Origin of the sequence: Acinetobacter sp. TGL-Y2 (genome assembly GCF_001612555.1) — a bacterium.
Taxonomy (GTDB): Bacteria; Pseudomonadota; Gammaproteobacteria; order Pseudomonadales; family Moraxellaceae; genus Acinetobacter.
Window position 1 is genome coordinate 1,907,768 of sequence record NZ_CP015110.1, and the last position, 20,024, is coordinate 1,927,791.

Annotated in this window: 19 protein-coding genes and 1 pseudogene; 5 read left to right on the forward strand and 15 right to left on the reverse strand. The window is 40.5% G+C overall.

Annotation, left to right across the window (positions count from 1 at the left end; translation table 11 throughout):
• Nucleotides 1–33 precede the first annotated feature (33 nt).
• The 7 genes from AMD27_RS18145 to AMD27_RS09150 all read right to left on the reverse strand — a co-directional run bounded on the left by AMD27_RS18145 (nt 34) and on the right by AMD27_RS09150 (nt 6,277).
• Nucleotides 34–582 carry an IS630 family transposase gene (locus tag AMD27_RS18145; protein ID WP_081405914.1) on the reverse strand — a complete coding sequence of 183 codons (549 nt, stop codon included), beginning with the start codon at nt 580–582 and terminating at the stop codon, nt 34–36.
• The gene (locus AMD27_RS09125) at nt 579–953 is read right to left on the reverse strand and encodes an IS630 transposase-related protein (protein ID WP_067655598.1); all 375 of its coding nucleotides are present in this window, start codon (nt 951–953) and stop codon (nt 579–581) included. The genes AMD27_RS18145 and AMD27_RS09125 overlap by 4 nt, the downstream gene beginning before the upstream one ends.
• 375 nt (nt 954–1,328) lie before the next feature.
• Complete coding sequence (gene ispD, locus AMD27_RS09130) at nt 1,329–2,048, reverse strand: 2-C-methyl-D-erythritol 4-phosphate cytidylyltransferase (protein ID WP_067659332.1); 720 nt, start codon at nt 2,046–2,048, stop codon at nt 1,329–1,331.
• A complete protein-coding gene (locus AMD27_RS09135; RefSeq protein WP_067662930.1) occupies nt 2,014–2,403 on the reverse strand; it encodes a septum formation initiator family protein in 390 nt (129 codons plus the stop codon). The genes ispD and AMD27_RS09135 overlap by 35 nt, the downstream gene beginning before the upstream one ends.
• Before the next feature lie 12 nt (nt 2,404–2,415).
• Complete coding sequence (eno, locus tag AMD27_RS09140) at nt 2,416–3,705, reverse strand: phosphopyruvate hydratase (protein ID WP_067659336.1); 1,290 nt, start codon at nt 3,703–3,705, stop codon at nt 2,416–2,418.
• A gap of 45 nt (nt 3,706–3,750) precedes the next feature.
• Nucleotides 3,751–4,608, reverse strand: a complete 858-nt coding sequence (kdsA, locus tag AMD27_RS09145; protein ID WP_067659339.1) for a 3-deoxy-8-phosphooctulonate synthase — start codon at nt 4,606–4,608, stop codon at nt 3,751–3,753.
• Nucleotides 4,609–4,639: 31 nt separating this feature from the next.
• Nucleotides 4,640–6,277 (reverse strand): CTP synthase, encoded by a 1,638-nt coding sequence (locus AMD27_RS09150; RefSeq protein ID WP_067659342.1) that lies wholly within the window; start codon nt 6,275–6,277, stop codon nt 4,640–4,642.
• A 227-nt stretch (nt 6,278–6,504) separates the two neighbouring features.
• Between AMD27_RS09150 and AMD27_RS09155 the strand changes: the two genes are divergently transcribed.
• On the forward strand, nt 6,505–6,960 hold the full coding sequence (locus AMD27_RS09155; protein WP_067659345.1) for a hypothetical protein: 456 nt from the start codon (nt 6,505–6,507) through the stop codon (nt 6,958–6,960).
• Nucleotides 6,961–7,100: 140 nt separating this feature from the next.
• Here the strand turns inward: AMD27_RS09155 and AMD27_RS09160 are convergent, their stop codons facing one another.
• The 5 genes from AMD27_RS09160 to AMD27_RS09180 all read right to left on the reverse strand — a co-directional run bounded on the left by AMD27_RS09160 (nt 7,101) and on the right by AMD27_RS09180 (nt 13,991).
• The gene (locus tag AMD27_RS09160; protein WP_081405956.1) at nt 7,101–7,853 is read right to left on the reverse strand and encodes a tetratricopeptide repeat protein; all 753 of its coding nucleotides are present in this window, start codon (nt 7,851–7,853) and stop codon (nt 7,101–7,103) included.
• 1 nt (nt 7,854) lies between these two features.
• Complete coding sequence (locus AMD27_RS09165; RefSeq protein ID WP_067659351.1) at nt 7,855–9,912, reverse strand: bifunctional 2',3'-cyclic-nucleotide 2'-phosphodiesterase/3'-nucleotidase; 2,058 nt, start codon at nt 9,910–9,912, stop codon at nt 7,855–7,857.
• Nucleotides 9,913–10,202: 290 nt separating this feature from the next.
• On the reverse strand, nt 10,203–11,288 hold the full coding sequence (locus AMD27_RS09170; RefSeq protein ID WP_067659354.1) for a YheT family hydrolase: 1,086 nt from the start codon (nt 11,286–11,288) through the stop codon (nt 10,203–10,205).
• Between the two features lie 87 nt (nt 11,289–11,375).
• The gene (locus tag AMD27_RS09175; RefSeq protein WP_067659357.1) at nt 11,376–11,783 is read right to left on the reverse strand and encodes a nuclear transport factor 2 family protein; all 408 of its coding nucleotides are present in this window, start codon (nt 11,781–11,783) and stop codon (nt 11,376–11,378) included.
• Nucleotides 11,784–11,966: 183 nt separating this feature from the next.
• Nucleotides 11,967–13,991, reverse strand: coding sequence for an NADPH-dependent 2,4-dienoyl-CoA reductase (locus AMD27_RS09180; RefSeq protein WP_067659360.1), 2,025 nt, complete (start codon nt 13,989–13,991; stop codon nt 11,967–11,969).
• A gap of 146 nt (nt 13,992–14,137) precedes the next feature.
• Here AMD27_RS09180 and AMD27_RS09185 point away from each other — a divergent pair, with 146 nt between their 5' ends.
• The 3 genes from AMD27_RS09185 to AMD27_RS09195 are packed head-to-tail and all read left to right on the forward strand — an operon-like array spanning nt 14,138 to nt 15,979.
• Nucleotides 14,138–14,674: a PadR family transcriptional regulator gene (locus AMD27_RS09185; RefSeq protein ID WP_067659362.1), complete on the forward strand. Its 537-nt coding sequence runs from the start codon at nt 14,138–14,140 to the stop codon at nt 14,672–14,674.
• A gap of 12 nt (nt 14,675–14,686) precedes the next feature.
• Nucleotides 14,687–15,607 carry an alpha/beta fold hydrolase gene (locus tag AMD27_RS09190; protein ID WP_067659365.1) on the forward strand — a complete coding sequence of 307 codons (921 nt, stop codon included), beginning with the start codon at nt 14,687–14,689 and terminating at the stop codon, nt 15,605–15,607.
• A 30-nt stretch (nt 15,608–15,637) separates the two neighbouring features.
• Nucleotides 15,638–15,979 carry a hypothetical protein gene (locus tag AMD27_RS09195; protein ID WP_067659368.1) on the forward strand — a complete coding sequence of 114 codons (342 nt, stop codon included), beginning with the start codon at nt 15,638–15,640 and terminating at the stop codon, nt 15,977–15,979.
• Nucleotides 15,980–16,038: 59 nt separating this feature from the next.
• On the opposite strand, the pseudogene AMD27_RS19150 reads toward AMD27_RS09195, so the two are convergent.
• Nucleotides 16,039–16,335: pseudogene (locus AMD27_RS19150) on the reverse strand (acyl-CoA dehydrogenase); the annotation flags it as partial.
• Nucleotides 16,336–16,545: 210 nt separating this feature from the next.
• Between AMD27_RS19150 and AMD27_RS09200 the strand changes: the two are divergent.
• Entirely contained in the window at nt 16,546–17,247 is a 702-nt protein-coding gene (locus AMD27_RS09200; protein ID WP_067659371.1) for an SIR2 family NAD-dependent protein deacylase, read from the forward strand.
• A gap of 137 nt (nt 17,248–17,384) precedes the next feature.
• On the opposite strand, the gene AMD27_RS09205 is transcribed toward AMD27_RS09200, so the two are convergent.
• Together AMD27_RS09205 and aspA are read right to left on the reverse strand one after the other, a co-directional pair.
• Nucleotides 17,385–18,293: a DUF4349 domain-containing protein gene (locus AMD27_RS09205; protein ID WP_067659374.1), complete on the reverse strand. Its 909-nt coding sequence runs from the start codon at nt 18,291–18,293 to the stop codon at nt 17,385–17,387.
• Between the two features lie 131 nt (nt 18,294–18,424).
• Nucleotides 18,425–19,882, reverse strand: coding sequence for an aspartate ammonia-lyase (gene aspA, locus AMD27_RS09210; RefSeq protein ID WP_067659377.1), 1,458 nt, complete (start codon nt 19,880–19,882; stop codon nt 18,425–18,427).
• Nucleotides 19,883–20,024: the final 142 nt, after the last annotated feature.

Sequence of the window (20,024 nt, forward strand, 5' to 3'; positions counted from 1 at the left end):
TTATTCTAAGTATAGCTGGATTTAAATTTTAAGCTACATTGCCTTCAAGCCTAAATCGAGCGCTTCTTCTATGTTTTTGTCAAAACGGACAGCGATACTTTTAACTTTGGATTTTAGCACTGACCATGCTTTTTCAATTGGATTTAAATCTGGACTGTAAGCAGGCAAGTACATGATTCTACAGTTAAAGTCTTTGGCTAGTTTTTTGATATCTCCGTTCTTATGAATCGAAGCGTTATCTAGAATCAGCAGATGTCTTTTGGTCTTATCTTGATTATCTTTGGTTAAATTTTCAAGTAGATATCTCAACCATCCCGTGAACATTGCTCGATCGCATGAACCTTGAAAAATCAAAGGGTAAAGGAACTGATACGCTGAATTAGACCTCACAGCACTGATGATACTTAATCTTTTACCATGACCACCCAATTTTAAAGCAGCGCAACGACTGCCTAGTTTAGACCAACCATATTGCGCTGTATCTGTGGTGTTTATCCCAGACTCATCAATATAAAGAATCTGATCTTCCCCAAACGCCTCTTTCCATTGCGGAAGAAACCAGTTGAATACAGCCCTTGTTATTTTGTCGGCTTGCTTATAGAGAAAACTCTTTTTTTACGTGTCCAACCAAGTCTATGAATGGCTTTTAACAGGGTTGAGTAAAGGATTGGATACCCAAACTTTTGTTCAAATAAAGGGATGAGATCTTTCACTTGAGAAAATTCAGTAGTTTCAATAAAGTGTTTGAAAGCATCCATATCCTTGATTTTAGTGGGTCGACCTGCATTGATTTTAGGCTGTTTCAATTCTCCAGTGGTGTTTTGAAGAAGAATCCAATCATCCAAAGTGGTTCTAGATATTTTAAAGGTTTTACATGTATATGATTTGTGATTATTTTCTTCATAAAACTGCATGACTTTTTCACGTAAATCCACTGAATATACTTTAGGCATGATCTTGAACAAATTAATTTTTTATCATTGTATCCTAAAATAAGATTGCAGCTATACTGTTTTGAGTTTTACGCTTTTTACATTAGTTTTTTAGGGGCGCTTCAATGCAGAATTACTGTGTATTGAAGCAGATGACTTATCTTCAAAATAGACCCAAACAATCAAGCTTTCAAGTGACATTGAATATTAAAAATTTAAAGCTATATAAAAAATCAGTTGAGTTAAAGCAGAACAAAAAATGATGCATGCACATCAAAATATTACTTTGAGATGATTGATACTTTATTGAGCAACAGTAAACAGATTAAATTAAAGCCTAAATGCCTTTTGAATGTTTCTGGTTCTCATATTTTTTTAATATTTTTGGTTATAAAACTATAAACGTTGCGATTGAATGATTAAGCGCGCTAAATCCAAATCTTCTGCATAAGTGATTTTGATATTATCAGAACGCCCTGCGACTACTTTCACAGTTTCACCAATATATTCTAAGGCACTGGCTTCATCGGTAATATTGATATCATTTTGCAATGCTGTTTCAATGGAACGTTTTAAAGTATTCAAGGTTGAAATTTGTGGCGTTTGCGCTTGCCAAAGATGGTCACGACTGACCGTTTGAGCAATCTGCTGATCCTGTTCAACACGCTTTAAAGTATCACGTACAGGCGTGGCTAAAATAGCACTACATTTATTCTGTACGGCAGCTTCAACCAAAGCGGTTAAGCACTCGATACTTACACATGGACGTGCTGCATCATGTACAAAGACCCAATCTTCTGGATCTGCGATCTCAACCAAATAGTTTAACGCATTCAGTACGGAGTCAACACGTTCAGCACCACCGAAACAAAAATGAGCTTTATGTAGTGCAGAGAAATTAAGCGTTTTGGCAAAATGATCATCTTTAGAGATGGCCAAGACATAGCCTACCAAAGGCAATTGATTGAGTCGAGCAACAGTGTGTTCAAGCACAGTTAAATCTTGGATCAATTGATATTGTTTTAATTCATGTTGAGAGAAACGTCGCCCAGAACCTGCCGCAGGAATAATGGCCCATAATTTACGGTTGTTCAGGTTCAAGGTCATCAACTTCATTGGTTCTTAAGTCTATTTTGGCATTTGGATCAATATAAATGGGCTTATAATTGCTGCTAATGGTACTCATTTGAACAAATGTTTCATGCGGCTTGATCAGACCCAAGTCTAAACGAGCATGTTCTTCGATGGCTTCGACACCACTCTTAAGGTCATAAACTTCAGCAGCTAAAATACGATTGCGCTCTTTGAGCTCATCATTAATGTCAGACTGTTGTTGAATTTGCTGAAGTAAAGCCTGATGAGGGAAATAACCACCCTCACCAAACAAAAAGCGAAATTGGAGGATTGCAATGATTAACACTGCAACCACCAAGATCACTTTACTCGAAGTTGTTTTAAATACTTCTAGCATAGCCATTTAAGCTTAGTTCAAACCTTTGAATTCAGCTTTACCGCGATATGCAGCGTTGGTCAATTCTTCAATACGAAGTAATTGGTTATATTTCGCTACACGGTCAGAACGACAAAGTGAACCGGTCTTGATTTGACCCGCTGCCGTACCTACTGCTAAGTCAGCAATCGTTGAATCTTCAGTTTCGCCAGAACGGTGAGAAATCACGGTAGAGTAACCATTTGCTTTGGCAAGATAGATTGCATCTAACGTTTCAGTCAAGGTACCGATTTGGTTGTATTTGATCAGGATTGAGTTACCGACTTTCTCATTGATACCACGTTGTAAAATCTTAGGATTGGTCACAAATAAATCATCACCCACCAATTGGATTTTATCGCCAAGAATTGAAGTCAAGTAAGACCAACCTTCCCAATCCGACTCGTCCAAACCATCTTCAATTGAGATAATTGGGTACTGGCTTACAAGACCAGCAAGGTAATCAGAGAACTGGTTGCTTGTGAATGCTTTGTTGCCTTCACCTGCAAGAATGTACTGACCATTTTTGTAGAATTCTGAAGATGCACAGTCAAGCGCAAGCATAATGTCAGAACCTGCTTTGTAGCCCGTTTGACCAATCGCTTCAAGAATCACTGTAATCGCTTCTTCGTTAGAACGAAGGTTTGGTGCAAAACCACCTTCATCACCAACAGCAGTGTTCAAACCTTTTTTGTTTAATACTGATTTTAAAGAATGGAAAATTTCAGCGCCCGCACGTAAAGCTTCAGAGAATGAAGTGAAGCCAACCGGCTCAATCATAAACTCTTGAATATCGACGTTGTTGTCTGCGTGTGAGCCACCATTGATGATGTTCATCATGGGTACAGGCATCGTCAAGATTGACTGACCGCGAAGATCTGCGATGTATTGGAAAAGTGGAGTTTTCTTTTCATCAGCAGCAGCACGTGCAGCAGCAAGCGATACCGCTAAAGTTGCATTCGCACCTAATTTTTCTTTGTTTTCAGTGCCATCAAGCGCGATCATCGTGTTATCGATGTCTTTTTGCTCAAATACTGACTTACCAATTAAAGCATCACGGATTAAAGTATTGACGTTATTCACCGCAGTTTTAACGCCTTTACCTAAATAACGTGCTTTGTCGCCATCACGAAGTTCTAAAGCTTCACGAGAACCAGTTGAAGCACCAGATGGTGCACATGCACGACCAACGATACCAGATGCTAAGATCACGTCTGCTTCGATGGTTGGGTTACCACGAGAGTCCAAAATTTCACGTGCACGAATGTCAACGATTTGACTCATGAACAATTCCTCAGTTGATTGAATAACGAGATGCTTTAACCAGCATCAATGAGTATCTAATTTTTTGAATCCTTTGACTAAAGTATCCAATTCTTTTAATTGTGCCAAGAAAGGCTCAAGCTGTGACATACGCAGTGCGCATGGACCATCACATTTTGCCTGTTCAGGATCTGGATGTGCCTCTAGGAATAAACCAGCTAAACCTGTTGCCATACCTGCCCGTGCCAAAGTGGTAATTTGTGCGCGACGACCACCCGCAGAGTCACTTCGACCACCCGGGGTTTGTAGCGCATGGGTCACATCAAAGAACACAGGCACATTCATCTCTTTCATATGATCAAAGCCCAGCATGTCTACAACCAAATTGTTATAACCAAATGCTGAACCACGTTCACATAAAATCAGCTTGTCATTCCCTGCTTCTAAACATTTATTTAGAATGTGGCGCATTTCATGCGGTGCAAGGAACTGAGCTTTTTTGATGTTGATAATAGCATTGGTTTTTGCCATCGCCTCGACCAAATCAGTCTGACGACTTAAAAATGCAGGAAGCTGAATAATGTCAGCCACTTCTGCCACTTCTGCCGCTTGATACGGCTCATGTACATCGGTAATGACCGGTACATTAAAGTGTTTTTTAATGTCCGCGAGCCACTCAAGTCCTTTTTCTAGACCTGGGCCTCGAAATGAGGTCAGGCTCGAACGATTGGCTTTATCAAAACTTGCTTTAAATACATATGGGATACCTAAACGTGTGCAGATATCCACATAAGTTTCAGCAATTTCAAACGCTAAATCTTTAGACTCAAGTACATTCATGCCGCCGAACAATACAAATGGCAAATGATTTGCCATCTGTATATCGCCTAAACGTACAATCTCTTGTGGTTTTAATGGTGACATTCAAACTTCCTAGTTTATTCTGAACCCAGCATTATTTCACTTTTTGGTACTGCTTTTTCGCAGCATCAATAAAGCTAGCAAATAATGGATGCCCATCACGTGGTGAACTTGTAAATTCTGGATGGAATTGTACAGCAATAAACCAAGGATGTTGAGGAATTTCAACAGTTTCAACTAAATGTTGCACTGGGGAATAACCTGAAATCTTCATCCCTGCTTGCTCTACAACAGGAATGAAACGGTTGTTCATCTCGTAACGGTGACGATGACGTTCTACAATGTCTGCTGAACCGTAAACTTCACGTGTCTTCGTGCCTTCAACCAATTCTGATTTTTGAGCCCCTAAACGCATGGTGCCGCCAAGATCAGATTCAACTGAACGCTGTTGAACTTCGCCGCGCTCATCTAACCATTCAGTAATTAAACCAATGATTGGAGATTTAGTCGAACGGTTAAATTCAGTCGAGGTTGCATCACTAATTCCAGCAACATTACGCGCATATTCGATCACAGCAAGCTGCATACCTAAGCAAATACCCAAGAATGGAACGCCATTTTCACGTGCGAATTGAATCGCTTGCATTTTGCCTTCAGTACCACGTTCGCCAAAACCGCCCGGCACTAAGATCGCATCAGCATCTTTCAATACATCGCTTACATCTTGGCTTTCAAGTTCTTCAGCATTGACATAGTCGATCTGCACTTTCACACGGTTTTTAATGCCGGCATGAAGTAACGCTTCGTTTACAGACTTATATGCATCTGGAAGTTCAACGTATTTACCCACCATTGCAACACGAACGGTATATTCTGGATTGAAAAATGCTTCAACCACATTATCCCAATCGGTTAAATCTGCTTCTGGCAAGTTATAACCAAAGCGTTCACAGATGAGATCATCAACGTCTTGCTCATAGAACGTACGTGGAATTTGGTAGATCGATTTTGCATCTTTACATACCACCACCGCACGCGCTTGAACGTTAGTAAACAACGCGATTTTACGTTTGGTGTCTGCATCTACATCATATTCTGTACGACAGATCAAAATATCTGGCTGAATACCAATCGACAACAGCTCTTTTACAGAGTGCTGGGTAGGTTTGGTTTTTAATTCAGCAGCAGATTTAATGTATGGAAGCAAAGTTAAATGCATGAGCATGGTCCGTTTGTGACCAAGTTCAACCATCAGTTGACGTACAGATTCCATGAATGGGAGAGATTCAATGTCACCTACTGTTCCACCAATTTCAACGATGGCAACGTCATAGCCTTCGCCTGCGCGAAGAACACGTTCTTTGATATTATCCGTAATATGTGGAATAACTTGTACTGTACCGCCAAGATAGTCACCACGACGTTCTTTATTGAGAACATCTTGATAAACACGACCTGAAGTAAAGTTATTCAGCTTGGTCATTTTCGCACGACGTAAGAAACGTTCGTAATAACCCAAGTCTAAATCGGTTTCAGCACCATCTTCAGTGACAAAAACCTCTCCATGTTGGAACGGGCTCATCGTCCCTGGATCGACATTAATGTATGGATCCATTTTGACCATGGTCACTTTTAAACCACGGGCTTCTAAAAGTGCAGCAACTGAAGCAGCTGAAATACCTTTACCTAGTGATGAAACTACACCACCAGTCACGAAAATAAAATGGGTCATTGGGTTTCTCGTACAATCGAGCCTAAATCGGCCTGCAATGTTGCGCAATTTTACTTTACCTTGTACCTATAAAGCAAAGTCAATCCGCATCAATTCAAAGAACAATAAACAATTGGTTATTCTATCACCATTTCCAATGAAGATTTAAGCAAACTTGGGGTGATTTTTATCTGTGAATTTGCTGTTATACTATGCTCATCAATATATCAAGTTTGTTTTGAGCAATTATGAATAAGAAACTTTTAGTGGGTGCTGCACTTGTAGCAGTCTTAGTCCTAACAGCATGTGTAAAAAAAGAAGCGCCAAAGGAAGAAGAGCAAGGTTCAACTGTTGAAACGACCCAGCAAGAGACTGCTCAACCTGAAATTCAAATCGCACCTGAACCTGTGGAAACCACTGAAATTCCGACGCGTGTAGAAATTGACCATCAGGAAACCAATCATACCTCAGCAACGATTCGCCGTGAATATCGTGATGTGTCTGCTGAAGAAGTTCAAGCAACGGCTGTTAAATCTGAAACACCTAAAGCTGAAACAGCCAAGCCAGAAGCACCTAAAGCAGTCGCAGCTAAACCAGCTGTAGAAAAACCAGCGCCACAAGCTCAAGCATCTTCTTCTAGTTTAAAAAGTGAAGAAGACGCTGTCGCTGCGGCTATTGCTGCGGCAACACCTGCTTTAGAATAATCATTTAACACGGCGCCAAGCTAAATCAAAATCAGCCGATTGACTGATTTTGATTTAGCTTCAATGTCAAACTTTTATCTTGTTGTGTTGTATTCGTTTGATTTTGATATTTTTTGAGTGCTGCTTTTGATTCGCCAGCGTTAAGGTACCAACGCAGGATGTTTAAGAGAATGTCCTATTTCCAAGACGTGTTTTTGATAGGCGATTGTATCTGCTTGAATCTCTGCATTGCCGTATCGGTAAATTTGCGCAAGCTCTTGAATTGCCTCTGGCAGCTCAAGGTCTGCTGCTGCTTTATACCAAAACAAGGCCTGCCTTAAATCAACGTTCACACCATCTCCAAATTGATAAGCGTTGGCTAACATATACATAGCACTTGGAATCTGATCCTGCGCCGCCAGTTGAAAATAATGCACGGCCTGTTTATGTTGAATTTTTGTTCCATAGCCATTTTTATAGATCAAACCCAAATAATAGGCTGCGACAGGATCATGCTGTAGCTGTGCTTGCTCAAACCAATGCTTGGCAGCGCGATAATTTTGCGGTGTTTTTGCATCGCCTTGAAAATATAGCTTTCCTAGGACTGTTGCCGCTTCATGGTTACCCTGCTCTTCTGCTTGCATTAACCATAAGATCGCCTGCTGAGACTGTTGCTTAAATACATAGATTTTAGCCAAAGCCAGTTGTGCTTCCACTTGCCCAGCTTCTGCAGCACGTTTTAATACAGTTAAAGATTTCAAATCTTGAGCAAAAGTGGCTTGCATGAGCAACTGGTCAATTTCAGCAGGATGTAAGCTGTTGGGACGATCAATGTGCCACAGCATCCAGCATATACACGCCCCACTTAATATCAAGAGCATATAGCGATACAGGGGGCGGATGCTCGTAGTCATGTTAATTGGCTTTCGCTAAATCAATTTTATAAATCGCTAAGCCTTTGCCTGAACCGTCATCGGCTTGATAGAGCGAAATATTGTTAAGACCAGCAGCTTGAGCATGCGCAAGTTTGTTTTGCGCTGAAGTAAATATGACAGCCCCTGCAGTCGTTACTGGACTAAAGGTCCAACTACGATGACTGCCATTATTGACACGTGTCATATTCTTAATGTTTTTGATATAACTGATCAAGGCATCACGATTGGCGTCTGGGGCAGCATAAATGGTTTTTGTTCCATCTAAACCAGGGAAGTTACCACCACCACTCGCACGATAGTTGTTGGTCGCCACAATAAATTCCTGCGTCGGGTTGATAGCAGTACCCTTATATTTCAGATTTTTAATCCGATTATTCACCGCTTGAGTCACATCAATTTCATAACTCAAATCAGCACTGGTAAACATATCGAAGTTATACCCAGGAAATGTACTAATTAAATTTTGTGCTGTAGTTTTATTGGGGTCGATTTGATTAAATCGTTTTGCTGCAGTTTCTAACCAATTTTTAAGATCAGAACCTGCCACTTTGACTGCATACACAGTGTTTGGAAAAAGATATAAATCTGCCGCATTGTTAATTGCAACATTCCCTGCGTTGACATCTGTATAGTCAGCGCCGCCTGCAAAACCACTCTTAAAAGGTGCACTTACTGAGAGTATCGGTAATTGAGCATACTGAGGTAAATTGGCTTTGACATAGTGAGTAACATAAGCGGTTTGTGCTTGGTTAACGATTTCAATAGCCGTGGGGTCACCGACATCGGCAAAATAACTGCTCATATTAAAGTCGGTTGCACCAATCGGTGTTTTAACATATTTGATGGTGTCTTGATGTTCTGTTTCAATGGCTTTGGCAATGCTTGGATCGACCTCAATAAAACTTTTATCAGCATTCTGTGTACTTCTTGCTTCAACGACCGTTTTGGTTTTATCCACCACCCATTTTTTACCATCATAGGTGACATTAAGTTGAATAACACCTAATACTTTACCCCAAAAACTACTCATCACCGTCGGAATCCCATTGACCGTCCCTTTGACTTTATCCACCCCAGCTATATTAAACTGAGCTGAAGTACTGTCTTTATTGGGAAAAGTGTCATGCGAATGACCGATCAGCATGGCATCGACATCTTTGACTTTAGACAAATGATAACTGCCATTTTCCATGCTAGGAGAATACTCACGGTTGTCTAAACCACCATGAGAAATCACCACCACAATATCCGCACCTTCTGCTTTCATTTTTGGAATATATTGTTCAGCAGCTTCTTTGGCACCCACAGTATAGACTTTGCCTTCCAACCAACGCTTATCCCAATTTAAAATTTGTGGCGGGGTAAAACCAATAATGCCGATTTTAATGGTGGAGGTCACCATCTTGCCATCAGGTGTGGTTGCAGTAATTTGTTTATCGATAATTTTATATGGCTTAAAAAGCGGTTGCTTGGTTTTAGCACTATAAACATTGGCTAACACTTGAGGAAATTGAGGTCCAGAACAGTTCGGTTGAGATGCAGGACTGTTCACACCATCGACGTCAAATTTGTGATTGGTGACTTGATTTAAAAAAGGCAAACCATAATTAAATTCGTGATTACCAATCCCACTACCGTCAAATTTCAACAAATTCATGATTTTATAAATAGCTAAAGTCTGATTACATTGGATTGGATTGACCGTCGCTTGAAAATCTGCCAAAGCAGAGCCTTGAATGGTATCGCCATTGTCGAGCAAGATATTGTTGGTAAATTGCTTGCGAGCGTGTGCAATCAAACTGGCTGTTCGCTCTAAACCAATCGACTTGTCTTCTGCAAGCTTAAAATAATCGTAACTTAAAATATTGCTGTGTAAATCGCTTGTTTCAAGCAAGGCAACTGTCGCCTGAGCCCCCTTTAGGGTTGTCGCAGCAGGTGGTGGTGTATCGTGATCATTATCGTCATCATCATTACATCCTTGTAATACAGTCATACCCATCAAACAGCTTACCACTAACGCGATTTTTGTTTTTTGCATTTCATTCTCGAAAATGACTTTATTTTATTCACACAGTGTGCTGAATATTTATGAAGCAATCGTGACGAAATCATGACCAAGCTGTGAAACCCTCTTAACGACTCGATCCTTTGTTTTATTTTGCCTCATGACCATGACCAGAGAAAATTCAAGCATGACTCACCAAGCACAAGACAGCAGCGATCAACATGGATCAAGCAGCTCGATTTAACACGGTATCATTGGGATTGATTGTTTTTTATCAGCTTAAATAATGCACTGAATTTTAAACAATGCTAGCCCAACTGGTATTAGAACTGTTGCAAAAAGTCTGCAATGAGTTTCGAAGACCAAGACTGTACTTTTAAACCCTCATAATACCCACAGTGACTGCCCTTTTTCGTGGTAACCACAATGATATTGGGCATATGTTGAATCACAGCCTTATAAGGATCTAAATTTTTAATACTACAGATGGGATCGTCCTCTGCATTTAAAATCATGAGGGGAATTTTGACATTTTCAAATACATAAATTGGATTGGTTGCTTGGCTATAAGTTGCATAATCTGCGAAACCAGCCATTTCAAAATAAGTCTGCTCAAACTCAAATAAATTTTTTGACATGAGTACTTGTGAGAGCGTATTGGTTTTTTGCCACGTTTCAGAATAAGGCTTAATAAATTTATTAAACAGTTTTTTAGTCATCAATTTACTATAAAAAGGGTGAACATTTTTAAAGCCAAGCTCGGTGTTATATCCAGGGCATAAAGCAAATGCAGCCTTAAGTGGGGTTTGATCCCCCTCTTCTCCTAAATAACGCACCAACAGTCCCGTTCCTGCCGAAGTGCCCACCCCATACAAACCTGACTGAGGAAATTCAGTTTGAATAAATTGAATTTGCTCTTTCAAATCTTCAGTTGATCCAAATAAATTCATTTTCGGTATAGGCATGGGTAACTTGGCATGTCCACGGCGGATACACAGCGCAATACGCCAACCCGTATATTCATGCAGATCTTTGACCAATTCACGCATACTCTCAGGTGAACCTGTGATGGTATGCATAAGCACAATCGTGGGGGTGTCCATAGGTAAATCATAGCCAAACCAAACCACCGCCGTAATTCCACCATCGGACATGGTCAATTGATTGACTTTGCTATAATTAAGTTTGATGCTACGTTTACGAATTAAATCAAAATAAAGCAAATGCACATGATTATTGGATAACCACGGTGTAGGTCGGTATTTTTGGTAGAGCTGAGGAAGCTGCTTTAAAATCTGCTGAGTCGGTCCCTGTGCATCGTAATAAAGTACAGGTTTTTCTGCGCCAGTCACTTGATCAATAATTTCTTGAACAAAATGATTGAGCTTATTTACCACAAATTTCATCATCTTAAACCTTGGAATATCGTATTGATTTCATCTACAAAAGTCATTCCTTGACCACACATTGATTCTTACTCAGCCCATATCTTAAACCTAAATCTGCGGTGCTTGTGACATTCGTTGCCCCATTAACGCCGCCAAAGCTTCTAAACCACTTTTCGGGCGAATCATCACTTCAAAGTCGACCATTTGACCCTGTTCATTGAAACGAATCATGTCAATGCCCTTGAGTTTTTTCTCACCAATATTGGCTGAAAACTCCAGCACGACATTTAGACCATCTTCACTATAAAACTCACGGTGATAAGTGAAATTTTCAAAGATTTGAATCACATTGCTTAAAATAAAAAAGACCACTTGCTTGCCTGAATAAGGATTAAATGCAACCGGCGAGCGGAACACAATGTCCTCTGCCAATAATTCATTGAGTATAGACATGTCACGCGTGTCTAACATGCTATGCCAACGTTTAATCGAATGCTGAGTGGTTTGAATGCTCATGTTAAAATTCCTTTTTTGTTCTGGTATTTTTTTAAGAACTTCCCCACTTTTCAAGGGTGAGAATCCTGAGAATATATGCTGAGTTCGCAAGGCAGGATGATTTTTAGAACTCATTCATTCTTAAATTCCCCCTTTTGCAAAGGGGGAATTTTCCATCTTTCACCAAAGAAAGGTCAAAATGGACTATATCTTCGCAGCCAATTCAGCCCCTTGACGAATCGCACGTTTTGCATCGAGCTCACCCGCCTCTAACGCGCCTCCAATCAAATGTACCGTTTTACCCATGCTCTGAAGCTGCTCATACATTGCGGTAAAGGGTTCTTGTCCTGCACAAATCACCACATGATCCACTTCAAGTAACTTGGGTTGACCATCAAGCAAAATATGTAAACCTTGATCATCAATTTTTTCATAACTTGCGCCTGGGATCATATTCACATTGCGATGTTTCAATCCTGTACGGTGAATCCAACCTGTGGTCTTACCTAAACCCGCGCCGACTGAATTGGCTTTACGCTGTAACAGATAAATTTCACGTTCAGACTGTTCAAGCACAGGTTCCTTTACCCCCCCAACATGGGCATAACTGGTGTCGATGCCCCATTCGTCATAAAATTTATGGGTATTTAAACTGGCACTCTCCCCTGTATGGCTTAAATATTCTGCAGTATCAAAGCCAATTCCGCCTGCACCAATAATCGCGACACGCTGACCGACAGGCAGACGATCCCTTAAAACGTCGAGATAAGACAATACTTTAGGGTGATCAATCCCTTCAATATCGAGTTGTCTCGGGGTCACACCAGAAGCAACCACCACTTCATCAAATTCAGCTTGATTCAGCTCACCGATATTCACTAAATGATTGAGTTTCAATGTGATATTGGGCTGAAGTTCAATTTTACGTTTGAAGTAACGTAAAGTTTCATAGAACTCTTCCTTACCCGGAATGGTCTTGGCAATATTAAATTGCCCACCAATTTGATTGGCTGCTTCAAATAGCGTGACTTTATGACCACGATCTGCTGCATAGGTTGCAAAACTTAAACCGGCTGGCCCTGCACCCACCACTGCGATATTTTTAACTGACTGTGTTTCTTTAAAAATGAGCTCAGTTTCATAACATGCGCGTGGATTGACCAAGCATGTGGCAATACGCATCGAAAAAATATGGTCTAAACAGGCTTGGTTACAACCAATACAGGTATTGATTTCATCACTTTTACCTTGCTCTGCCTTTTCTACAAAAAATGCATCTGCAAGTAAAGGACGTGCCATTGAAATCATATCTGCATGACCCGAAGCCAAGACATGCTCCGCCATCTCTGGTGTATTGATGCGGTTTGAAGTAATCAGCGGAATAGACACATGACCTTTAAGTTTTTCAGTTACCCAAGTAAATGCTGCACGAGGCACTTTGGTGGCAATGGTCGGAATACGTGCTTCATGCCAACCAATACCTGTGTTGATAATGGTGGCACCGGCTTGCTCAATTTTTTTGGCCAAGTAAATGACTTCATCGAGTGTTGAGCCACCTTCAACCAAATCAAGCATGGATAAACGATAGATAATAATAAAGTTTTCACCGACTTCTTCTCGGGTACGACGAACAATTTCAATGGGTAAACGAATTCTGTTTTCGTAATTTCCGCCCCATTCATCATCACGATGATTAGTGCGCGCAGCAATGAACTCATTAATCAAATACCCTTCTGAGCCCATGATTTCAACGCCATCGTAGCCTGCATGCTGTGCCAATTTTGCACATTGGGCAAAGTCTGCAATGGTCTGATTCACTTCTGCAGAAGTCAATGCATGTGGTTTGGTCGGATTAATCGGTGCTTGAATCGCTGACGGCGCGACATTTTCCGCTTGATATGAATAGCGACCTGTATGCAATATCTGCATAGCAATTTTACCACCTGCATCATGCACCGCTTGCGTAATCACTTTGTGTTTATTGGCTTCTTCAATATTGTCTAGTTTTGAACCACCTGCGAAAGTCACGCCTGCATCATTCGGGGAAATCCCGCCTGTCACAATCAGCCCCACCTGACCTTTGGCACGTTCAGCATAAAAGGCTGCCATTCGTTCATAACCACCTTCAACTTCTTCAAGCCCCACATGCATAGATCCCATCAAAACCCGGTTTTTGAGTGTGGTAAATCCTAAATCTAGGGCTTCAAGTAAGTGTGGATAATTTGACATATCAGTTCCTTGGCTGGCCTACGCTGGCGTTTTTTTTGCTTATTGCAACTTGTTGCATGATTTCATGCTTACTTTTATAAGCGAGATTTGATTTTTATGCAACATGTTGCATAATGGATTACACATTTTTTATTGTTGAATCCCTCATGTCACTTTCGCATGTGCTATTGACCAGTTTAATTGAAAAACCAAGCTCTGGGTTTGAGTTGGCACGTCGCTTTGATCGCTCAATGGGATTTTTTTGGAATGCAACCCATCAACAAATTTACCGTGAACTCGCTGCAATGCAAAAAAAAGGTTGGATTTCACCGCTTGAAAATGAAAATGATATTCGGCGTAAAAAAACCTATCAGGTCGAGCAAATGGGTCGTGCCGAACTTGCTGACTGGATGGTTAAACAAAGTCCGCCTGCACAGTTACGTGAAGAACTGATGGTTCGTTTGCGGGCTGAAGCGCAACTTGGTGGAAATGGCGTTCTTCCAGAGCTGAAGCGCCATTTACAAATACATCAAAACAATTTAAAAACCTATCAAGTCATCTATGATAAAGACTTTAAACATTCAGATGATTCAGACCGTACCTTATATATTCATAAAATGGTGTTACAGCTGGGTATAGAATTAGAAATGGGCTGGATTAATTGGTTAGAACGTGTGATTCCACAGCTTAAAAAATTTGAATAATCAGGAGCGATAATGCCGCGATACACCATGCAGGACGGCGAACAGCTTTATGTTCGTGAAATCGGTCAAGGTCAACCCGTACTTGTGCTCTCAGGCCTTGGCATGCAAAGTTGGCAATGGCTCCCCTTTATCGCGACGCATTTAAAAACATTCAAATTCATGATTCCAGACTGGCGTGGTTTTGGCGGATCTGGTCAATGTGCTATTCCTGCAATTGACGCCATTTCAAGCCATTGGCAAGATATTGAATGTTTAATCAAGCAGCTTGATTTGAATGATTTTATTTTAATGGGCTATTCCATGGGCGCAACCACCGCCATGCATGGTATGCAATATGGGGATTTAGGCAGAAAACTCAAAGCTTATCTGCATATTGACCAAACGCCCAAAATTATAACTGATGATACTTGGGCATATGGCTTGTTGGGTGCAAAACATCCTGAGTTTAAAGTGCTGATGCAGCAATTGGCAAAATTTCTACATGATCATCAAAACTACACACAACTTCGTGACTTAAACCCAAATCAGAGAAATCAATTGGTAGCGCTTTGGCTGGCTTTTCTTAGCTTACAGTCGAATCCTCCTCTCACCACAAAAATACTCAAATTCGCTTTGAATCAGCCGAGCTTGCAACAGCGTCTATTGCCTATTCAGCGCTTAGACTATATGCGCTGGTACATCGACAATTATTTGTATCATCATGAGGATTACCGTGAAGCTTTGTCTAATCTTGACTGTCCTGCGACTTTCTTTATTGGTGCGCAGTCCACACTCTATCCAGCGCAAGGACAAATCCAAATTGCGGAGTCTGTAGCAAATTCAAATCATGTGTTATTTAAGCGCTCAGGTCACGCGCCTTTAATGACTGAACCCTTTAAATTTAGTGGTGAACTGTCCAATTTTTTAAAACGTAGCAGTTACCGATTTCAATAACGACTTAAACAAAATACCGTTGAGAACATCATGAAAAAAATATTCCTATTCAGCTTATTGATTTGTATCAGCTCGCTTTCTGTCGCAAAAATGCTGACCTATACGATCGTGTCTGGTGGCGGTGTGGATGATAGATCTTTAGGACTCATGAACCAGCAAGGGCAAGAGATACATAGTTATTGTCTGGATCAATGTGGCAACTGGTTTGAAGCGTCTACCGAACATGAAGGTGAAACGTTAAAAAGCCAATATAAAGGTCAAAAAATCAGTGCCGAACTGTCTTACGAAATCAATAATGATCGCATTGTCGGTCCAGGCCATGATGAAAAATTGTACTTTATTCAGAAAATAAAAGTATTATCCAAACCTTAAAAATCGAGGGTAAATAATAAACGCATCAGCATGTCTAAGGTAATAGTGAGTTTACTCACTTAATCATAAAATGCAGCATCACCTGATTGAGCACGTGATAAGATCAATGCTTGCATATCTTGTGAGCCTGTATAGATATCTACCCCTTCTAAATTCACAAATAACGTGCCCACACCAAATTTATCAGAAATGCTGTTTCCACCTATCATGTCAGGTGCCATATGTGCGATATCCAAAGCTTCGCAGCTGATGGCGTTTGATCAGTGAGGTGCCTTCAACGAAGAAGCCATTCTTTGATCGTTTATACGACTAAAACATAAGGCAATTTGAAGACCCAAGGCGATTTGAGTCTGCATAGTTTCCTTCGGCGTTGCTCGTACTCTAAAATCAAATACTCAAATAAATAAATGTAATTAACTTGAACCTATGAGTTTAATCACCTATTGATCTATCCACATTAAAGTATCACTAAGTAATAAGTGTAATCAAATCTATTGCATTATTGCCTATTCGATATTTTTGCTATCTTCATTTACAGATACTCATTAAAGTCTAGAGGGAAAATAATGAAAAACATGGTGATTTTTTCAGGTGCGGGCATGAGTGCTGAAAGTGGGATCAAGACCTTCCGTGATCATGATGGTCTATGGGAAAACCATAATATTGAAGATGTCGCAACACCTGAAGCTTGGGCAAAAAATCCAGCACGAGTACAAGCTTTTTATAATGAACGCCGCAAAAATATTCTTGAAGCCAAGCCCAATCCTGCCCATGAGATCATTACTCAACTTGAGCACTATTATGACGTGCAGGTCATCACTCAAAACATTGATGATCTGCATGAACGTGCAGGAAGCTCACAGGTGCTGCATTTACATGGCAATATTCGTCTGTCTAAAAGTTCTGGCCCAGATGCACAGTACAGTACTCAGTTTTATGCTGTCTCAGGTACAGACTTAGATCTGGATAAAGACCGCTGTCCTTTGGGCTATCCACTGCGTCCGCATGTGGTCTGGTTCGGTGAAGCTGTTCCTGCTTATGAAGATGCAATTAAAATCATTCGAAGTGCTGATATTTTTATCGTGATTGGCTCAAGTTTAAGTGTTTATCCAGTTGCGGGTCTTATTCACGACATTGCGGCATCTTGCCAAGCTTATTATATTGATCCCCACGCAGATCACAGCCGTGTTCCAAAGCAATATCAATGTTTAAGCATGACCGCCACTGAAGGTATGAACAAGCTCGCAGAAATATTTATCCCTGCCTAGATCTACTCGCTGGATATCCGAGCCAAGCTCAGCCTTAGCCTTGTACCCAGTGAGTGATCTGTTTTAAGCCGGACTGTCCCAGCTAAAAATTAGTTCATTTTACGATATATGAAAAAACATCCTGATCAAACTTGGCTTTATCTAACCTTATTGATCCATGGTTTGCACAGGCGATACAGTAAGTAAGCCCCTATAGCTAATAGATAAAGTGGCCAAATGGTGATGAGTAATACCAATAAATCAAGGACAAAATGCCAGCCATATTGAATACCATTCCAAGCGCGTTTCCAGAAACTGTCTCCATTTAGACGTGCCACTGCATCGACATCCACATCGATTCGTTCACGAACCAAGGTCGGTTGGCTAATGGCTAAGGTAATGGTGCTATAACGCACACGATCTTGAACTTCCATACGCGTCAAACGTGAAATTTCACTGAGCTGTGCATTACGCGTATCACTCGGCACATGTTGGGTTTGAGAAATCTTTTCCTCAAGCATGCGTAATTCATAACGTTTGGCTGAATATTGCTGCTGATTCAAAAAGTACATCAGTGGCAATAACTGATTCACCACCCCTGCTGCGCGCTCACTCGGTACTCGAATCACCATGGCTGCCAGTGGATCAACTTTTTCAAAAACTTTCACTTTACCATCGGCTATTTTTTGTGAACGCGAATCTACAACATTAAAATCAATGTTTTTCTGCTCAATAAAACCACCCGCTTCAAGCGTAATTTTTTCGACCGCCAATGTGGTTTTGACCACATCCTGCGCAGTAAATGTAACACTTGCCTCACGTACCATACGACGTGTCGCTTCAGCAGCATTGACCTCAGTGTTTAAAATCACATCAGGCTTCTGCGAGGTCACAGGGGTTGCATTCGGTTCATGCTCGGCAGATACAGCAACCGCTTCAGTCTGGGCTGAATCTGCTGCAACGACAGCGCTATCTGCACTGGCTTCGGCCGAAGATTCATCTTGTTTTTTTGAACAACCGGATAAAACAACGGCACACAGAAAGGCCGCTAAAAGTTTATGATTCATGAAGGACTCGTTATGATGAATAGTTATTATGCGAGGCGATTATAAAAACTTTTTAATGGGATGTAAGTAATGAATTGTTATAAAAAAAGTGATGTATTCCTACATCACTTTTAACCACATTAAAGCTTCAATTAACTCACCCGATCAATCACGACATCGTCATAAGATTGCACCGCAATTTCTGAAATCATATTTTCAAATGAGAAAATATGATCCAGCTCTGCTTGGGTCAATAAGCCTTGCTCTAACACCACGTCTTGAATGGTTTTATTCTCAGCAATACATTGCTTACCAATCTCATCACATTTTGAATGTCCTAAAATAGGTTCAAGCAATGTAATAATCCCAACACTACGCATCACGGCATCAAAGCAGACTTGCTCATTTGCAGTAATGCCTTGAATACATTTCACATCCAAGGTCTGAATCGCATTGATCAGCAGTGCAATCGACTCATTTAAAGACACTGCAATGACAGGCTCCATCACGTTGAGCTGTAATTGGCCCGCTTCAGCTGCAAAGGTAATGGTCAAATCATTTCCAATCACTTTAAATGCAATTTGATTGACCACTTCAGGAATCACAGGATTAACTTTAGCAGGCATAATCGAAGAACCCGCTTGAAGCTCAGGTAAGCGAATTTCAGCCAAACCTGTTCGAGGCCCAGAACTGAGCAATCTTAAATCATTGCAGATTTTAGAGAGTTTCACTGCTAAACGTTTTAGCGTGCTTGATAAAATAATAAACACACCACAGTCACTGGTCGCTTCGACATAATCTTCAGCGCCGACCAGTTTTAAACCTGATATTTCACTTAAGTATTGGCTTGCAATAGGCGCATACCCATGCGGTGTATTAACCCCTGTACCAATCGCTGTTGCACCCAAATTAATTTCAAGCAATAAATCACGGGTTTTTTTAATCAGTCTTACATCTTCTTTTAATAAAGTTGCAAAGGCATGGAACTCTTGACCAAGTGTCATAGGTACAGCATCTTGCAACTGCGTTCGACCCATTTTCAAGACAAAATTAAATTCGGTGGATTTTAATATTAGACTACTGATTAAATTATTCATCTGCACAAATAAAGTGTCTAGCGAATAATAGGTTGCTAACCTTAATGCAGTCGGATAGACATCATTGGTAGATTGTGACTTATTGATATGATCATTGGGATGAATAATGTCGTAGCGACCTTTTTCATGTCCAAGCATTTCCAACGTGATATTGGCAATGACTTCATTACAATTCATATTGATGGATGTACCTGCTCCCCCTTGAAAAACATCACTTGGAAAAGCCGAAGCCCACGCTTCAGGATGATCGATTAAAACATCACAAGCTTTTTGAATGGCGATACTTTTATCAGCATCGATCAGTTCGAAATTTAAATTGGCCTGTGCTGATGCTTTTTTAACTTGTGCCAAAGCACGAATGAAATGTGGATTTTGCCCTACCGTTTGACCCGATATTTGGAAATTTTCCAATGCACGAACCGTGTGAATTCCGTAATAACTATGAATAGGCACTTGCTTGTCGCCCAGTAAGTCATGTTCTGTTCTTGTTTTCTCAATATCAACCGTTGACACTTTAATATACTCTCAAAAGATGCACTATCATTGTGCATCTATAATCTTAGTATTATCCATTTTTTAAATCAGCATTTTATTATTTATTTATGAAATAAATTATTACAAACACACGCTTCAAGTAAGCAAAGTAACATTATGT

Bases quoted from the DNA above. Each gene is read 5' to 3' on its own strand.
- AMD27_RS09195 (WP_067659368.1), top strand. From the start codon at position 15,638: ATGAAAAAAATATTCCTATTCAGCTTATTGATTTGTATCAGCTCGCTT.
- AMD27_RS09125 (WP_067655598.1), bottom strand. From the start codon at position 953: ATGCCTAAAGTATATTCAGTGGATTTACGTGAAAAAGTCATGCAGTTT.
- AMD27_RS09190 (WP_067659365.1), top strand. From the start codon at position 14,687: ATGCCGCGATACACCATGCAGGACGGCGAACAGCTTTATGTTCGTGAA.
- AMD27_RS09160 (WP_081405956.1), bottom strand. From the start codon at position 7,853: ATGACTACGAGCATCCGCCCCCTGTATCGCTATATGCTCTTGATATTA.
- AMD27_RS09180 (WP_067659360.1), bottom strand. From the start codon at position 13,991: ATGTCAAATTATCCACACTTACTTGAAGCCCTAGATTTAGGATTTACC.
- AMD27_RS09135 (WP_067662930.1), bottom strand. From the start codon at position 2,403: ATGCTAGAAGTATTTAAAACAACTTCGAGTAAAGTGATCTTGGTGGTT.
- AMD27_RS09165 (WP_067659351.1), bottom strand. From the start codon at position 9,912: ATGCAAAAAACAAAAATCGCGTTAGTGGTAAGCTGTTTGATGGGTATG.
- AMD27_RS09155 (WP_067659345.1), top strand. From the start codon at position 6,505: ATGAATAAGAAACTTTTAGTGGGTGCTGCACTTGTAGCAGTCTTAGTC.
- kdsA (WP_067659339.1), bottom strand. From the start codon at position 4,608: ATGTCACCATTAAAACCACAAGAGATTGTACGTTTAGGCGATATACAG.
- AMD27_RS09205 (WP_067659374.1), bottom strand. From the start codon at position 18,293: ATGAATCATAAACTTTTAGCGGCCTTTCTGTGTGCCGTTGTTTTATCC.
- ispD (WP_067659332.1), bottom strand. From the start codon at position 2,048: ATGAAGTTGATGACCTTGAACCTGAACAACCGTAAATTATGGGCCATT.
- AMD27_RS09170 (WP_067659354.1), bottom strand. From the start codon at position 11,288: ATGATGAAATTTGTGGTAAATAAGCTCAATCATTTTGTTCAAGAAATT.
- AMD27_RS09200 (WP_067659371.1), top strand. From the start codon at position 16,546: ATGAAAAACATGGTGATTTTTTCAGGTGCGGGCATGAGTGCTGAAAGT.
- AMD27_RS09175 (WP_067659357.1), bottom strand. From the start codon at position 11,783: ATGAGCATTCAAACCACTCAGCATTCGATTAAACGTTGGCATAGCATG.
- AMD27_RS09150 (WP_067659342.1), bottom strand. From the start codon at position 6,277: ATGACCCATTTTATTTTCGTGACTGGTGGTGTAGTTTCATCACTAGGT.
- AMD27_RS09185 (WP_067659362.1), top strand. From the start codon at position 14,138: ATGTCACTTTCGCATGTGCTATTGACCAGTTTAATTGAAAAACCAAGC.
- eno (WP_067659336.1), bottom strand. From the start codon at position 3,705: ATGAGTCAAATCGTTGACATTCGTGCACGTGAAATTTTGGACTCTCGT.